Raw genomic sequence first — 14,984 nt, 5'->3', positions numbered from 1 at the left:
CCGCAGGCGCCGTCCCGGCCTCGGCGCGCAACGGAACGCTTCGAAGTGATCGACAAACTCGAATTTCTCATCACCGTCGCGAGCGAGAAGAGCTTCTCCCGAGCGGCGGAGCTTTGCGGCGTCACCCAGCCCACGCTTTCCGCCGGCATCAAGCAGCTCGAGGATTCGCTCGGCGTGCTGCTCGTCAACCGCTCCTCGCGGTTCCACGGCCTGACGGCCGAGGGCGAGCGGGTGCTGGAATGGGCGAAGCGCATCGTCGGCGACGCCCGCGCCATGCGGCAGGAGGTGCGCACCCTGCGCGAGGGCCTCTCGGGGCAGCTCAAGATCGCGGTCATCCCGACGGCGGAGGGGATCGTCTCCGCCCTCACCACGCCCTATCGCGACAAGCATCCCCATGTCCGCTTCAAGGTCGTCTCGGCCTCCTCGACGGAGGTGCTGGCCATGCTCGACAATCTCGAGATCGACGCCGGAATCACCTATCTCGACAATGAGCCGCTGGGCCGTGTCCGAACCGTGCCGCTTTGTTCGGAACGTTACCGTTTGTTGACGGCGGCCGAAAACCCGCTGGGCGATCGCGAGCGCGTGAGCTGGGCGGAGGTCGGGCGCATCGATCTCTGCCTTTTGACGCCCGACATGCAGAATCGGCGCATCGTGGAGCGGCTGATCGGCTCCGGAGGGGCGGAGCCCGCGCCGATTCTCGAATCGAATTCGGTGATTCTGCTTTATGATCATGTGAAATCCGGCCGATGGGCGACGATCCTTCCGGAAAAGCTCGCAAAAACATTGGGAACCGAGGCGCCGCTGCGCTCCATTCCGATCGTCGAGCCGGAGGCGGGGTATGAAATCGGCCTCGTCGCGCCGCTGCGCGACCCGGTCATTCCGCTCGTTGGCGCGCTCGTTGCAGAGGCAAAAGCGCTCGCGGAAAGCGGCAGACTGGCCGATTGATAGGCAAGACCTATGACGCAACGGCCGGGACGGTATTGATCAGGGGCGGGATTTCCGGCACTGTCATTGGAATAAAACCAATGAAAGGGCGCTTGTCTTGAGCTCGACGCCCCAAAGCGAGGAAAGAAATGGCTGGCGCTGCTCCTTATAGCGACGAGCGGGCGCGGGAGATCATTGCGGCCCATATGGGCCTCGAAGGACCTGCTTTGCCCATATTGCATGCGCTTCAAGCTGAATTCGGCTGCGTTCCCGAATCGGCCGTGAAGGAAATGGCGAATGCGCTGAATGTCAGCCGCGCCGAAATGCATGGCGTCGTCACCTTTTATCACGACTTCCATAGCGCCCCCCATGGCCGCCATCAGTTGAAGATCTGCCGCGCCGAATCCTGCCAGTCGATGGGCGCGGAGAGACAGGCGAACGAATTCCTCGCCCGCCACAAATTGGAGTGGGGCCAGACCACCCCCGACGGCTCCCTGACGGTCGAGCCGGTCTACTGCCTCGGTCTCTGCGCTCACAGCCCCTCCGCTCTATATGACGGGGAGCCGATTGGAGTGGTCGACGCCGCGACGCTCGACGAGCTGGTCGAGGAGGCGAAGCGCAAATGACCAAGATCTATATTCCGCTGGACATGGCCGCCGTGGCGATGGGCGCCGACCGCCTCGCCGAGGCCGTAGCGAAAGAGGCCGCCGCCCGCGGCCAGCAAATCGAGATCGTGAGAAACGGCTCGCGTGGAATGCTCTGGCTCGAGCCCCTGATCGAGGTGGAGACTCCCGCGGGCCGTGTCGGTTATGGGTCCGCCAAAGTGAAGGACGTCGCCTCGCTTTTCGACGCGGGCTTCCTGACGGGCGGCGCGCATCCGCTGAATATCGGGATCGTCGACGAGCATCCCTGGATGAAGCGCCAGAACCGCGTCACCTTCGTCCGCTGCGGCGTCATCGATCCGCTCTCGGTCCCCGAATATGAGGCCCATGGCGGCTTCAAGGGCCTGAAGCGCGCCTTTGAAATCGGCTCCGCCGCCATTGTCGAGGAAGTGACCAAATCGGGCCTGCGCGGCCGCGGCGGCGCCGGCTTCCCGACGGGCGTCAAGTGGAAGACGGTCGCCGATTGCGCGCCCGGGCAGAAATATGTGGTCGTCAACGCCGACGAGGGCGACTCGGGCACCTTCGCCGACCGCATGATCATGGAGGGCGATCCGCTCTCGCTGATCGAAGGCATGATCATTTGCGGCTACGCGATCGGCGGCTCCAAGGGCTATGTCTATCTGCGCTCCGAATATCCGGTCGTCGCCAAGGTCTTCCAGGCGGCGATCGAGAAGGCGCGCGAGGCGGGCTGGCTCGGCCGGAACATCCAAGGCTCGGGTTTCGACTTCGACGTCGAGCTGCGCATCGGCGCCGGCGCCTATGTCTGCGGCGAGGAGACCTCGCTGCTTGAATCGCTCGAGGGCAAGCGCGGCATCGTGCGCGCCAAGCCGCCGCTGCCGGCCCATGTCGGCCTGTTCGGCAAGCCGACGGTCGTCAACAACGTCCTCTCCATGGCGACGATCCCGATGATCCTGGAGAAGGGCGCGCAGCATTACGCCGATCTCGGCGTCGGCCGCTCGCGCGGCACCATGCCGCTGCAGATCGCCGGCAACGTCAAATATGGCGGCCTGTTCGAAACCGATTTCGGCATTCCGCTCGGCGTGATTGTCAACGACATCGCCGGCGGGACCCGGTCCGGCCGTCCGGTGAAGGCGGTGCAGGTCGGCGGACCGCTGGGCGCCTATGTGCCCGTGTCGCTGTTCGATCTTCCCTTTGACTACGAAGCCTTCGCCGCCAAGGACAGCCTCATCGGCCATGGCGGCCTGGTCGTTTTCGACGACACGATCGACATGCTCTGGATGGCGCGCTTCGGCATGGAGTTCTGCGCCATCGAAAGCTGCGGAAAATGCACGCCGTGCCGCATCGGCTCGACTCGCGGCGTGGAGACGATCGACAAGATCCGCGATGGCCGGGACGTCGAGAAGAATATCGAGCTTCTGAAAGACCTCTGTCACACGATGAAATTTGGCTCATTGTGTGCGTTGGGGGGCTTCGCGCCCTATCCGGTCGAGAGCGCGCTCCGACATTTTCCAGAAGACTTCCGCAAGCCGGCCCTTGAAGCCGCTGAGTGAGGTAGCCGCCATGACGCTTATCAAAGAGACAGATTACGGGACTCCAGAGTCCAGGTCCGAGAAGCTGGTCACCCTGACCATCGATGGTCGAAGCGTCACGGTTCCGGAGGGCACCTCCATCATGCGCGCGGCGATGGAGGCCGGGACGGAAATCCCGAAGCTCTGCGCCACCGACAGCATCAAGGCCTTCGGCTCCTGCCGCCTCTGCGTGATCGAGGTCGAGGGCCGCAACGGCACGCCGGCCTCCTGCACCACGCCGGTCGCGCCGGGCATCTCGGTGAAGACCCAGACGCCGCGCCTCGCCGCCATCCGCCGCGGCGTCATGGAGCTCTATATTTCCGACCATCCGCTCGACTGCCTGACCTGCGCGGCGAATGGCGATTGCGAGCTGCAGGACATGGCCGGCGCCGTGGGCCTGCGCGACGTCCGTTACGGCTATGACGGCTCCAACCACGTTTTCGCCCGCAACAATGGCGAGGCGAATTTCAACTGGAAGCCCAAGGACGAGTCGAACCCCTATTTCACTTACGACCCGTCCAAATGCATCGTCTGCAATCGCTGCGTGCGCGCCTGCGAGGAAGTGCAGGGCACCTTCGCGCTGACGATTTCCGGCCGCGGCTTCGATTCCCGCGTTTCGCCCGGCATGGACGAAGCCTTCATGGAGTCGGAATGCGTCTCCTGCGGCGCCTGCGTGCAGGCCTGCCCGACCGCGACGCTGACCGAGAAGTCGGTCATCGCCATCGGCCAGCCGGAGCATAGCGAGATCACGACCTGCGCCTATTGCGGCGTCGGCTGCACCTTCAAGGCCGAGATGCGCGGCGAGGAAGTCGTCCGCATGGTTCCCTGGAAGGACGGCAAGGCCAATCACGGCCATAGCTGCATCAAGGGCCGTTTCGCCTATGGCTACGCCATGCATGGCGACCGTATCACCAAGCCGATGATTCGCGAGACGATCGCCGAGCCGTGGCGCGAAGTCTCGTGGGACGAGGCGATCGCCTTCGCCGCCGACCGTCTGAAGGCGACGCAGGAGAAATACGGCAAGAACTCGGTGGGCGTGATCACCTCGTCGCGCTGCACGAATGAGGAAAGCTATCTCGTCCAGAAGCTCGCGCGCCAGGGCTTCCGCAACAACAACACCGACACTTGCGCCCGCGTCTGCCATTCGCCGACCGGCTACGGCCTCGCCCAGGCCTTCGGCACCTCGGCCGGCACGCAGGATTTCGACTCGGTCGACGACGCCGACGTCATTCTGGTCATCGGGGCCAATCCGACGGACGCGCATCCGGTCTTCGGCTCGCGCATGAAGGCGCGGCTGCGCGACGGCGCGAAGCTGATCGTCGTCGATCCGCGCCGCATCGACCTCGTGCGCTCGCCCCATATCCGGGCGGACTATCATCTGCCGCTCAAACCCGGCACCAATGTCGCGATGGTGACGGCGCTCGCGCATGTCATCGTGACGGAGGGGCTCGCCAATCTCGACTTCGTCAAGGCGCGCTGCGACTGGGACGAATATCAAGACTGGGCGGCCTTCGTGTCGCAGCCGCAATACAGCCCCGAGGCGCTCGAAGCGACGCTGGGCGTTCCGGCGGCCGACATCCGCGCGGCGGCCCGCCTCTACGCCACGGGCGGCAATGGGGCTATTTATTACGGCCTCGGCGTCACCGAGCACGCACAGGGCTCGACGACCGTCATGGGCATCGCCAATCTCGCCATGGCGACCGGCAATCTCGGCCGGCGCGGCGTCGGCGTGAACCCGCTGCGCGGCCAGAACAATGTGCAGGGCTCCTGCGACATGGGCTCGTTCCCGCACGAGCTGCCGGGCTATCGCCACATCTCCAATGACGAAGCCCGCAAGGCTTTCGAGAAGGATTGGGGCGTCGAGCTCGATCCGGAGCCGGGCCTGCGCATTCCCAACATGTTCGACGCGGCGATCGAGGGACGCTTCAAGGGCCTCTATGTGCAGGGCGAGGACATTCTGCAGTCCGATCCCGACACGAGCCACGTCTCCCGCGCGCTGGCCAATATGGACATCGTCATCGTCCAGGACCTCTTCCTGGTCGAGACGGCGAACTACGCCCATGTCTTCCTGCCGGGCGCGACCTTCCTCGAGAAGGACGGCACCTTCACCAACGCCGAGCGCCGCATTCAGCGCGTCACCAAGGTGATGAGCCCGAAGAACGGCTATGCGGACTGGGAGGTCACGCAGCTCCTCGCCAACAAGCTGGGCCTGGATTGGAACTATACCCACGCCGGCCAGATCATGGATGAGATCGCGCGTCTGACCCCGTCCTTCGCGGGCGTGTCTTTCGACCGTCTCGCCGAGGTCGGCTCCGTTCAGTGGCCATGCAATGACGACGCGCCGGACGGCATGCCGATCATGCATATTGACGGCTTCGCGCGCGGCAAGGGCAAGTTCGTCATCACCGAATATGTGCCGACCGACGAGAAGGTCGGCCCGCGCTTCCCGCTGCTGCTGACGACCGGGCGCATCCTGTCGCAGTACAATGTCGGCGCCCAGACCCGCCGCACCGAGAACAGCCAGTGGCATCCGGAGGATATTCTGGAAATCCACCCGCATGACGCGGAAGATCGCGGCGTTCGCGACGGCGATTGGGTGAAGGTGGCGAGCCGCGCCGGCGAAACGACCCTGCGCGCGCTGATCACCGATCGCGTCGCGCCCGGCGTCGTCTACACGACCTTCCATCACCCGACGACGCAGGCCAATGTCGTCACGACCGACAATTCGGATTGGGCCACCAACTGCCCCGAATACAAGGTCACGGCGGTGCAGGTCTCGACCAGCAACGGTCCGACCGAGTGGCAGCAGCAATATCGCGAGCTGACGGAACAGAGCCGCCGCATCGCGAGCACGATCGACGCGGCGGAATGACAGAACTCCCGTCGCCGACTTTGAGAGTGGATTGCCAGGCGCGCCGTCACGATGTGACGGCGCGTTCTTCTCGCGTGATCCCCGAGGAGACGGCGATCGCCTTCACCTATGGCGGCTCCACCCATGCGGTGATGATGGCCACGCCCGCCGACCTCGAGGATTTCGCCGTCGGCTTCGCCATCACCGAGGGTTTGGCGGATATTCCCCAGGACGTCGGCGAGGTCGAGATCGTCGCGACCGACGCCGGCGTCGAATTGCGGACATGGCTCGGCGGCGGCCGTCAGGAAGCCTATGCGGCGCGCAGGCGCTCAATGGCGGGACCGACCGGCTGCGGCCTCTGCGGCATAGAGAGCCTGGAGGCGGCGACGCGCGAACTGCCGGCGCTCGACAATGCGCTGACCGTGCGCGCGGAAGGCCTCATCGAGGCGATGGACCGCATGCCCGGCCTGCAAAGAATCAATCAGGAAACGCGCGCCGTACACGCCGCCGCCTTCTGGAATCCATCCTCCGGCGCGCTTGTCGTGCGCGAGGATGTCGGCCGTCATAATGCGCTCGACAAGCTTGCCGGCGCGCTGGCGCGGCAGGGCCTTGCGGCGTCGCAGGGAGTCGTGCTGATGACGAGCCGGGTTTCCGTCGAGCTCGTCCAAAAGGCGGCGCGCATCGGCGCCCCCATTATCGCGGCCGTGTCGGCGCCGACGGCTTTGGCGGTTCGCAGCGCCGAAAAATGCGGTATGACGCTCGTGGCCGTGATGCGGGGCCGCGACTTCGAAATCTTCACCCATCCAGGACGCATCCTCGAACAGGTCTCCCAAAATGTCGCATGATTCAGTCGAAAAGCTCGTGAAAATGGCCAACCAGATCGGCTCATTTTTCGCCCCGCAAAAGAGCGGCGCGGCCGGCATGGCTGAGCATCTCCGCAAGTTCTGGGAGCCTCATATGCGCGCGACGATCGCCGAGCACGTGAAACATGGCGGCGCGGGCCTCGCCCCCGTCGCGATCGAGGCGGTGAAGCTCCTCGACGCGGAAAAGGCGAAGGGCGCGGCCTAGATCGCGCCGCGATCGGACGAAATCGGCGGCCACAATAAAATCAGCGATCCAGGTTTAGAGCATGCTGCTCGCGAAGAGCCGGTTCCGCATTTTCATGGCGCGCTCCGTAGGAAGAAAGAGAAGCGCGCCGAGAGCGGCGCCGTTCTTTTCGCATGCGCCCAAATGTGGCGGGCGCGCTTTGTCCCGTCGCTTGGATCGCGGCGCCAAGCGAGCCGCTTGACCGCAGGAATATCGACCGACTCCAGAGCGCGTCTCGCAAAGGCCGAGTCCTTTTCGTCGCGTTCCGCATTCGCAGACCCAATCGAGAAACGAGCCGAGCATGACCGACGCGATCTGTCCCTGCCGCGTAACCGACGCCGACAAGCGCGACTATGCCGATTGCTGCAAGCTCTATCTTGAGGAGGGCAAGGCCCCGCCGACTGCGGAGGCGCTCATGCGCTCGCGCTACACGGCCTTCGTCCATGGCGACATCGATTATCTGCACGAAACGCTCGCGCCCGACACGCGTCACGATTTCGATCGCAAGGCCATTACGCATTGGGCGCGTCAATCGCAATGGCTCGGCCTCGACGTGCTCTCGACCGAAGCGGGGAAGGAGGGCGACGATAGCGGCTATGTCGAATTCGTCGCGAGTTTCGTCAATGAAGGCCAGCGCTATGATCATCGCGAGCGCTCGCTGTTCAGGAAGATCGACGGCCGCTGGCGTTTCCAGGAAGAGGCCAATCGCAGGAACGAGCCGATCGTGAAAGGCAGGCAGCCCGGCCGCAACGATCCCTGTCCCTGCGGCTCCGGCAAGAAATACAAGAAGTGCTGCGGCGCCGCCGCGTGAGGCGGACGCCGATTTAACGCTTCCTTAAGCGCGTTCCGCCAAAGTCCTGCGCAATGTCCGCGCCTTCCTGTAAGGTTGCGGCGTCGATCAGAGCGACACGCATCGATCGTGATCGACGAGAGCTTCGGACGGGCAAGGCCCGCGGCATGACGCCACTTCCGTCGAACCGGCGCAACACCGGTATGTCCCTTACAGTTCCAAGTTCCACAAGGGATCGACGAAACATGTCCAGCATTCTTGTAAACCCCTCCGCCATCACCGCGCTTCAGTCGCTGCGCATGACGCAGGCGTCGCTCAATACGACTCAGAAGGAAATCTCCACCGGACTCAAGATTTCGAGCGCCGCGGACAACGCCTCCACCTGGGCCATCGCCGAGGTGATGAAGTCCGACAAGGGCGTGCTTTCGACGATCAGCGACTCGCTCGCCGGCGCAAATTCCGTGCTCAACGTCGCCAACGCCGCGGTGAAGAGCGCACTGACCGTGATGAACGACATCAAGGCGGCTGTCGCGCAGGCCCAGCAGCCCGGCGCCGACCAAGCGAAAATTTTGACGAATCTGAAAGCCCTCGGCGAGCAGTTGAAGAGCGTCGTCTCTTCCGCCACCTTCACCGGCATCAACGTCACCGACGGGTCTCGCACCGGCTCGCTGAAATTCATCGCCTCCTACAATGACGGCGGCGGCACGGCCGCCTCCACCGTGGGCACGATCGATCTCACGATCGTCGATCTCGTCAATGCGGGCGGCACGGGCAAGCTGGAAGCCGCGCAGGCGACCGGCGCCGCGGCTGCGACGAATTTCACCGCGCTCGCCGCCGCGGACCTCGGCGCGGCCGTCATCGCCGATACGCTGTCGAACGCCGACAAGGCGATCGCCGATCTTACGGATTACGCCTCGGTGATCGGCGCCACGCAGACCCGCGTGTCGCAGCAGAACGACTTCATCAAGACGATGAGGGACGCGCTCACCACCGGCGTTTCCTCGCTCGTCGACGCCGATATGAACGAAGCCTCCACGCGACTGCAGGCGCTGCAGACGCAGCAGCAGCTCGGCGTTCAGTCTCTGTCGATCGCGAACCAGAACGCCCAGATGATTCTGAAGCTTTTCCAGTAAGGCTTCCCTTGCGGCGTCGGGCCGCGCCATCGCAGGCGCGGCCCTCCCTTTGATGGCGGTCCTGCCGTTAACCATTTGTTAAGAAATGGCTTGGGCATCGAGACGCAACGCTCGCGCAAGCCAATGCGACGAGTGTCGTGCGAAAGCCAGCAGGGAGCTTTCGCGACTTCGTCATGAATCGACTCAACGCTCTTTTCGAAAATCTCATGGCGCTCGGCGCGAGAAAGCTCGCCGCGCTCGGCTTGACATTCGCGCTCGTCGTCGCGGTCGTCTCCGTCGCCGCTTACTATTTGTCGCGGCCGAATTTCGAGACGCTCTACGCCGGACTCGACCGCGAGGATGTGAGCCGCATCGGCGCCGCGTTGAAGTCCTCGGGCGTTCCTTTCGACGTCAATCCGGAGGGAAGCGTCGTTTCGGTTCCCTATGGCCAAACCGCGCAGGCGCGCATGCTTCTCGCGGAGCGCGGACTCCCGCAAAGCGCCAATGCCGGCTATGAGCTCTTCGACAAGGTCGGCGCCCTGGGCCTCACCTCCTTCATGCAGGAAGTCACGCGGGTGCGCGCCCTGGAGGGCGAGCTCGCGCGCACGATTCAGCTCATTCGGGGCGTGAAGGCGGCGCGCGTCCATATCGTCATGCCCGACGAAGGTTCGTTCCGCCGCGCCAAGCAATCGCCTTCTGCATCGGTCGTCATCCGCACGGAAGGCCCGGACGATTCGAGCGCGGCCCAGGCCATTCGCCATCTCGTCGCCTCGTCGCTGCCGGGCATGACGGTCGACCAGGTCACCGTGCTCAACACCGACGGCATGATTCTCTCGTCGTCGGACGGCGAAGCGACAGACGCGATTCCAGTAAAGACGCTGACGCTTGAAAAGAATATCGCCAAGGACATTCAGGACAATATCCGCCGCACGCTCACGCCTTATCTGCGTTTGCCCAATTTCCAGGTGAGCGTGCGCGCGCGCATCAATACGGATCGGAAGCAGATCAGTGAAACGATCTTCGACCCCGACTCGCGGGTCGAGCGCTCGATCAGGACGGTGAAGGAAAGCGCACAATCGCAAAATTCCAGCAACGCGCAGACGACGAGCGTCGAGCGCAATATTCCGCAAAACAATGCAGGCGACGCTGACGGCAAGCGATCGACCGACGAGAGCAAGAAAAGCGAGGAGCTCACCAATTTCGAATTGTCCTCGAAGACCGTCACGACCGTGAGCGGCGGTTACAACGTCGAACATCTTTCCGTCGCCGTGCTCGTCAACAAATCCGCATTTTCCGAACCCGGAAAGGAGGCTCCGAAGCCGGAGCTCGTCGATGCGCGTCTGAAGGAGATCGAGCAGCTCGTATTTTCGGCGGCCGGACTCAAAAAGGAGCGCGGCGACATGCTCAAGGTGACGGCCGTCGATTTCATGTTCAACGAGCATGAGATCGGCCCCGTCGAAAATCCCGGTTTCATCGCGACGCTCGGCAGCCATCTCGGCGCGTTTATCAACGCATTGACGGCGATCGCCATCGCCGCGCTCGTCGTCGTTTTCGGGCTTGCGCCGGCGCGGCGCGCCCTTCTCGCCAAAGAGTCATCTGAACGATTGGAGCCGCCGCCGCTCATCGCGCAGGCGCCGCCCCTGGCGCTCGACGCCGCGGCGAAGGACATGACTCCGCTTCTCGCCAATCCTGGCCAGAGCCTCATCGAGGAGGCCCTCAGCGCCACGAAAGAAAGCGCGCGGCGGCGCCTCGAACAGCTCATTGAAAAGGACGACGCGCAAGCCGCTGCGGTGATGAAGCAATGGATGCGATCCTGAGACACGCCATGACGATTCACAATATCTCGGCCTATCTGCAATGTTTCGACACGATCGCGCCGCCGGACGCCGTCCTGCCGCCCGACGACGCGAAAGAAATGGAAAGCGGCGCCGGCGAGACGCGGGCGGCGCCCGAGATCGACGCCGACTCCCTTCGTCGCGAGTTCGAGGAGGCTTTCGACATGCGCATGGCGGCGGAGCGAAAAGCGCATGAGCAGGCAATGCTTCTCGCGCGCGAGCAATGGAACGGAGAAGAAGCCCGCGAAGTCAGCCTTTTTCTGAAGCAGACGCTGGAGGCGGCGCTTGCCGAGCTTCGCGCCGATATTGCGCGCGTCCTCACGCCCGTCATATCGCGGCTGGTGGCCGAGAAAGCGATCGACGAGCTCGTGCATGCCGTCCGCCGGGTCCTCGCGGATGAAAGAGCGCCGGTCCTCAAGCTCGCGGGCCCCGGCGAACTCATCGAAAAGGTGGCTCTCGCCCTCCACGCCGAGGCGATCGCAATCGAAAAGACCCAATCCGACGCCGTCGATGTCAGCGTCGATCTATCGGCGACAAGGATCCAGACGCGACTGCGCGCTTGGCGGCGACAACTGACAAATTCGGGAATCGACGAGGCATGATCGAGGAGACGCCGACGATCATCCGGCGCAAGCGCGGAGAGGACGAGGAAGAGCATCACGGCGGCGTCTGGAAGCTCGCCTTCGCGGATTTCATGACCGCAATGATGGCCTTCTTCCTGGTCATGTGGCTCATTAACTCGTCATCAAAGGAAACGAAGGCGGCGATCGTCCAGTATTTCAATCCAATTCAGCTTGTCGACGCCACCTCCGCCCATAAGGGGCTTCGCGATCCCACGCAAAAGGGCGAAGGGAAAAGTCCGCAGCCGAGCGAGAATGCGGACTCCCTGCGAGAGGAGCGGCCGAGCGAAAAAGAGGGGGCGCTGCACAGCGAGCCCATGAAGGCTCTTGATGAAATTGCGGCGCATGAGCGCGCGCCGGCGCCGCCGCAAGACGCGCCGCGCGATCCTTTCGATCGTATGCCGAAAAGCCTCGCGCCTCCGGGCGCGGCCGCAGGCGACGCAAAGGCCGCGAATGCGCTTCAAACGGAAATCGAGCGCATCGCCGCGCGGGAGATCCGGGCCCCCAAAGTCGAGGTGAAGCAAGGCGAGGACGGCCTCTTGATCAGTCTGACGGATGACGCGAATTTCTCGATGTTCGCCGTCGGCTCCATCGAGCCGCGTCCGCAGCTCGTGCGCATCATCGGCCAGATCGGAAAGATACTGGCGGCGCGGCGCGGCGAGGTCGAATTGCGGGGGCACACGGATGGGCGCTCATATTCCGGCAGAAGCTACGATAATTGGCGTCTTTCGAGCGACCGCGCGATCGTCGTGAACTATATGCTGATGCGCGGCGGCCTGCCCGCGCAACGCATCGGCCGAATCGTCGGCTACGCCGAGCGCCGTCTCAAGACGCCCAAAGATCCTCTCGCGCCGGTCAATAGACGCATCGAGATTCTGTTGCGAGGGGCCGAGCCGTGAGACGCGCCGGCTGGATCATGCTGCTTCTTTCCATCGTCGCCATGGAAGCGCATGCGCAGCCATTCGCCGATATGGTGCGCGACCTCAATTCGATGCAGAGCCGCATGGCGTTTGGCGATGCGGCGGCGCGCGAGCAGGCGGCGCGACAATTCGATCTGATCGAGCGGTCGATCTCCAAGGCGGACGCGCCGCTCTTGTCCGACGAGCGCAATGCGCGCGCGGCGATCATCTATCTCCTATGCGGCGGCGCGCCGGGAAAAGTTCGCGACCTCGTCCGATCGAGCCGCGTCAATGAGACTCTTTCCGCGCTCCTCGAAGCAAGTCTTCAATATGCCGACGGCGACGCCGCCGCGACGAATGCGCTCATGCATTTCGACGCGCGGCAATACCCGCCGGCGCTCGGGGGCCATCTCGCGCTCGTTCAGGCGGGACTTCTCATCGGGACGGACAATGCGCGGGCGATCGCCCTTCTCGATCTCGCTCGTCTTCTCATGCCGGGATCGCTCGTCGAGGAGGCCGCGTTAAGACGCGAAATATCGATTCTCGATCCGGTGCGCGACGCGGAGAAACTCGGCCTCCTCGCGGTGCGCTACGCGTCAAAATATGCATCTTCGCCTTTTGCGCGCCACTTCTGGGCGCTGCTTCCCGCCATCGCGCGCGGCGTTCCGACATCTTCCCTGCTCGCTTCGCGCTTCGCTGTCGTATTGGACAAGGCGCCGACCGGCGAACGTGCGGATCTTTATCTCGCATTGTCGCGCCGCGCCTTGCTGGCGGGGGAGTTCGAAGAAGCCGAAAAGGCGATCGAAATGGCGACAAAGGACATTCCCGGCGCTTCCGTCGAGCGGCGCATCAAGACATATCGCACGGTCCTGTCCGCGCTCGAAGACAGAAGGAGCTTCTCCGCGCTTCGCGCTTTGGAGACCGCCGGGCTTCCCCCGGAAGACATCGAGCTTGTCGAGCTTGCGGCGAGCGTCGGCGCGAAGCTGGAGGCGCCATCCGACAATAGGAATCAAACTGGCGACGACGCGGTCGAAGAGGAAAAATCTGAAATGGCGGAGAATGCGCGCAGGGCGCTCGCGCAAGCGGACGAACTCTTGAAACGGGCGGGTCGCCAATGAATCCCTTAGAGGAAGCGGTCGGATATTCGTCTCGCCTGCGCGCAAATCCGCTACAGGGCCCGGCCGAGCAGACTGCTGCGGAAGGACAGAATTTTGCGCGAATGATTCGCAGCGTCGCCGACGGCGAAAGGGGCGCGCGGATCGAAGACCATCGACACGATGTTGCTTCCGCGCCAGGAAATGAGACCGCGTTTCAAGGGCCGCTCCTTGTCTATGGGACGATCGCCGCGGCCCCTCCCGCGCTGCAAGAGGAGGCGCCGGTCGCGGCGGCGATACGCGCGGGCGACGCGATCGGAGCGCAGGCCGCGCAAATGGACACACGCCGCGCCGTCGCTCCGTCTTTTCCTTCGCGAGACGACGCCCCGTTGGGCGCTGCTCGCCAAGCTGTCGAGCGCCTGGATAGCGCCGCGCAAATTTCGCCTCTCGCCGCTGAGACAGGCGCCGAATTCGCTGAAGGGGTGAAGCCCGCAGGCGAAAGCAATGTCGATTTGCCGGCGATTTCTTCCAATCCGGGCATGAAGATCAGTATCGATGAGATTGCCGTCCATTTCCCGGCTGCGATCAGTCGATCGCTTTCGGAAATCGAAACTCCGGCCGAGAGTCCCTATATGGCGCGCCGCTTCAGCCTCGACCCATCGCGCCCGCGAGAGACGCTGAAGATTTTGAAGTTCTCGCTTGAGCCGGCGTCGCTCGGCGCGATTGCTGTGCGCATGAAAGTCACGCAGTCCCGAGTCGAAATTCGGATGGAGGCGCAGTCGGACGTCGCGCCGGCGCTGATGCAAGCGCGGGAGGCGCTGTCGGCCGCGATCGGCGATAAGGGGATGAGTCTGGACGCCTATGAGGTTCGCGCGCCGATCCAAGCGGCGGACGCCTTGTCCGCATCGGAGACGCCGATTGAGAAAGACGGAAATCGTCAGGGAGAGTTTTCGCATGACGAGCGACCGAGCCGCCAGGACAGGCAAGACGGCGAGAGGCGAGCGATGCGGCCGCGCGACGATCCTCCTTCTTCTCACGCTCCCCTCGGCTACATATTGTAGCGCCGCGCGGGCGGAGGCGAATCTTTGCGAGGCGGAGATGATTCGCGCCGCGCGCGAGAACGCCATGCCTGTCGCCGTGCTCTATTCGGTGGCGCTCACCGAGACCGGGCAACGGGGTTCGCTGCGCGCTTTTGCGATGAACGTGCATGGTCGTCCCGCCGCCAACGCGACTCTCGAAGAGGCGCTCGCGACTTTCGCGGCGGCGGGCCGGCGCGGCGAAACGCTCGTCGACATTGGCTGCATGCAGATCAACTATCGATATCATGGCCGCAAATTCGCTTCCGTCGAGGACATGTTCGACCCGGCGCGAAATGTCGATTATGCGGCGCGGTTCCTGAAGGATCTGAAGCGACGCGAAGGAAGTTGGACCGCCGCCGTCGCTCGCTACCATGCGGGTCCCGGCAATGCGCCGGCCCAGCGCCGCTATGTCTGCGCGGTCATAAGGAACATGGTTACGAGCGGCTTCGGCGCATGGACGCCGGAGGCCTTGTCCTTTTGCCGCTGATCGCGCTCCACATCAG

15 protein-coding genes are annotated in these 14,984 nt (G+C 63.9%); 14 read left to right on the top strand and 1 reads right to left on the bottom strand.

Annotated features, from left to right (window positions below; genetic code table 11):
- Positions 1-45: 45 nt before the first annotated feature.
- The 12 genes from ACV7JP_RS02870 to ACV7JP_RS02815 all read left to right on the top strand — a co-directional run bounded on the left by ACV7JP_RS02870 (position 46) and on the right by ACV7JP_RS02815 (position 13,426).
- Complete coding sequence (locus ACV7JP_RS02870; protein ID WP_457797752.1) at positions 46-945, top strand: LysR family transcriptional regulator; 900 nt, start codon at positions 46-48, stop codon at positions 943-945.
- A 128-nt stretch (positions 946-1,073) separates the two neighbouring features.
- Positions 1,074-1,550 (top strand): formate dehydrogenase subunit gamma, encoded by a 477-nt coding sequence (locus tag ACV7JP_RS02865; RefSeq protein ID WP_457797751.1) that lies wholly within the window; start codon positions 1,074-1,076, stop codon positions 1,548-1,550.
- Positions 1,547-3,097 carry a formate dehydrogenase beta subunit gene (locus tag ACV7JP_RS02860; protein WP_457797750.1) on the top strand — a complete coding sequence of 517 codons (1,551 nt, stop codon included), beginning with the start codon at positions 1,547-1,549 and terminating at the stop codon, positions 3,095-3,097. Before ACV7JP_RS02865 ends, ACV7JP_RS02860 begins: the two co-directional genes overlap by 4 nt.
- A 10-nt stretch (positions 3,098-3,107) precedes the next feature.
- Positions 3,108-5,987, top strand: coding sequence for a formate dehydrogenase subunit alpha (gene fdhF / locus ACV7JP_RS02855; protein ID WP_457797749.1), 2,880 nt, complete (start codon positions 3,108-3,110; stop codon positions 5,985-5,987).
- Positions 5,984-6,811, top strand: coding sequence for a formate dehydrogenase accessory sulfurtransferase FdhD (gene fdhD / locus ACV7JP_RS02850; protein ID WP_457797748.1), 828 nt, complete (start codon positions 5,984-5,986; stop codon positions 6,809-6,811). Before fdhF ends, fdhD begins: the two co-directional genes overlap by 4 nt.
- The gene (locus ACV7JP_RS02845) at positions 6,801-7,034 is read left to right on the top strand and encodes a formate dehydrogenase subunit delta (RefSeq protein WP_457797747.1); all 234 of its coding nucleotides are present in this window, start codon (positions 6,801-6,803) and stop codon (positions 7,032-7,034) included. The genes fdhD and ACV7JP_RS02845 overlap by 11 nt, the downstream gene beginning before the upstream one ends.
- A 319-nt stretch (positions 7,035-7,353) precedes the next feature.
- Positions 7,354-7,863, top strand: coding sequence for a YchJ family protein (locus tag ACV7JP_RS02840; RefSeq protein WP_457797746.1), 510 nt, complete (start codon positions 7,354-7,356; stop codon positions 7,861-7,863).
- Positions 7,864-8,087: 224 nt separating this feature from the next.
- Positions 8,088-8,975 carry a flagellin gene (locus ACV7JP_RS02835; protein WP_457797745.1) on the top strand — a complete coding sequence of 296 codons (888 nt, stop codon included), beginning with the start codon at positions 8,088-8,090 and terminating at the stop codon, positions 8,973-8,975.
- A gap of 173 nt (positions 8,976-9,148) precedes the next feature.
- Positions 9,149-10,771 carry a flagellar basal-body MS-ring/collar protein FliF gene (gene fliF / locus ACV7JP_RS02830; RefSeq protein ID WP_457797744.1) on the top strand — a complete coding sequence of 541 codons (1,623 nt, stop codon included), beginning with the start codon at positions 9,149-9,151 and terminating at the stop codon, positions 10,769-10,771.
- Between the two features lie 8 nt (positions 10,772-10,779).
- Positions 10,780-11,391: a hypothetical protein gene (locus tag ACV7JP_RS02825; RefSeq protein WP_457797743.1), complete on the top strand. Its 612-nt coding sequence runs from the start codon at positions 10,780-10,782 to the stop codon at positions 11,389-11,391.
- Positions 11,388-12,308 carry a flagellar motor protein MotB gene (locus ACV7JP_RS02820; protein ID WP_457797742.1) on the top strand — a complete coding sequence of 307 codons (921 nt, stop codon included), beginning with the start codon at positions 11,388-11,390 and terminating at the stop codon, positions 12,306-12,308. Before ACV7JP_RS02825 ends, ACV7JP_RS02820 begins: the two co-directional genes overlap by 4 nt.
- Positions 12,305-13,426: a hypothetical protein gene (locus tag ACV7JP_RS02815; RefSeq protein ID WP_457797741.1), complete on the top strand. Its 1,122-nt coding sequence runs from the start codon at positions 12,305-12,307 to the stop codon at positions 13,424-13,426. The genes ACV7JP_RS02820 and ACV7JP_RS02815 overlap by 4 nt, the downstream gene beginning before the upstream one ends.
- A 50-nt stretch (positions 13,427-13,476) precedes the next feature.
- Here the strand turns inward: ACV7JP_RS02815 and ACV7JP_RS02810 are convergent, their stop codons facing one another.
- Entirely contained in the window at positions 13,477-13,737 is a 261-nt protein-coding gene (locus tag ACV7JP_RS02810) for a hypothetical protein (RefSeq protein WP_457797740.1), read from the bottom strand.
- A gap of 204 nt (positions 13,738-13,941) precedes the next feature.
- Between ACV7JP_RS02810 and ACV7JP_RS02805 the strand changes: the two genes are divergently transcribed.
- Together ACV7JP_RS02805 and ACV7JP_RS02800 are read left to right on the top strand one after the other, a co-directional pair.
- Positions 13,942-14,463 carry a flagellar hook-length control protein FliK gene (locus ACV7JP_RS02805; RefSeq protein ID WP_457797739.1) on the top strand — a complete coding sequence of 174 codons (522 nt, stop codon included), beginning with the start codon at positions 13,942-13,944 and terminating at the stop codon, positions 14,461-14,463.
- Positions 14,464-14,500: 37 nt separating this feature from the next.
- Complete coding sequence (locus ACV7JP_RS02800; protein ID WP_457797738.1) at positions 14,501-14,968, top strand: transglycosylase SLT domain-containing protein; 468 nt, start codon at positions 14,501-14,503, stop codon at positions 14,966-14,968.
- Positions 14,969-14,984 lie beyond the last annotated feature (16 nt).

The sequence above is a fragment of the Methylocystis sp. S23 genome (assembly GCF_054106005.1).
Note: the sequence above shows the minus strand (reverse complement) of the source record. Positions and strands in the feature narration are given on the sequence as shown.

Bases quoted from the DNA above. Each gene is read 5' to 3' on its own strand.
- ACV7JP_RS02865 (WP_457797751.1), top strand. From the start codon at position 1,074: ATGGCTGGCGCTGCTCCTTATAGCGACGAGCGGGCGCGGGAGATCATT.
- ACV7JP_RS02860 (WP_457797750.1), top strand. From the start codon at position 1,547: ATGACCAAGATCTATATTCCGCTGGACATGGCCGCCGTGGCGATGGGC.
- fdhF (WP_457797749.1), top strand. From the start codon at position 3,108: ATGACGCTTATCAAAGAGACAGATTACGGGACTCCAGAGTCCAGGTCC.
- fdhD (WP_457797748.1), top strand. From the start codon at position 5,984: ATGACAGAACTCCCGTCGCCGACTTTGAGAGTGGATTGCCAGGCGCGC.
- ACV7JP_RS02845 (WP_457797747.1), top strand. From the start codon at position 6,801: ATGTCGCATGATTCAGTCGAAAAGCTCGTGAAAATGGCCAACCAGATC.
- ACV7JP_RS02840 (WP_457797746.1), top strand. From the start codon at position 7,354: ATGACCGACGCGATCTGTCCCTGCCGCGTAACCGACGCCGACAAGCGC.
- ACV7JP_RS02835 (WP_457797745.1), top strand. From the start codon at position 8,088: ATGTCCAGCATTCTTGTAAACCCCTCCGCCATCACCGCGCTTCAGTCG.
- fliF (WP_457797744.1), top strand. From the start codon at position 9,149: ATGAATCGACTCAACGCTCTTTTCGAAAATCTCATGGCGCTCGGCGCG.
- ACV7JP_RS02825 (WP_457797743.1), top strand. From the start codon at position 10,780: ATGACGATTCACAATATCTCGGCCTATCTGCAATGTTTCGACACGATC.
- ACV7JP_RS02820 (WP_457797742.1), top strand. From the start codon at position 11,388: ATGATCGAGGAGACGCCGACGATCATCCGGCGCAAGCGCGGAGAGGAC.
- ACV7JP_RS02805 (WP_457797739.1), top strand. From the start codon at position 13,942: ATGAAGATCAGTATCGATGAGATTGCCGTCCATTTCCCGGCTGCGATC.
- ACV7JP_RS02800 (WP_457797738.1), top strand. From the start codon at position 14,501: ATGATTCGCGCCGCGCGCGAGAACGCCATGCCTGTCGCCGTGCTCTAT.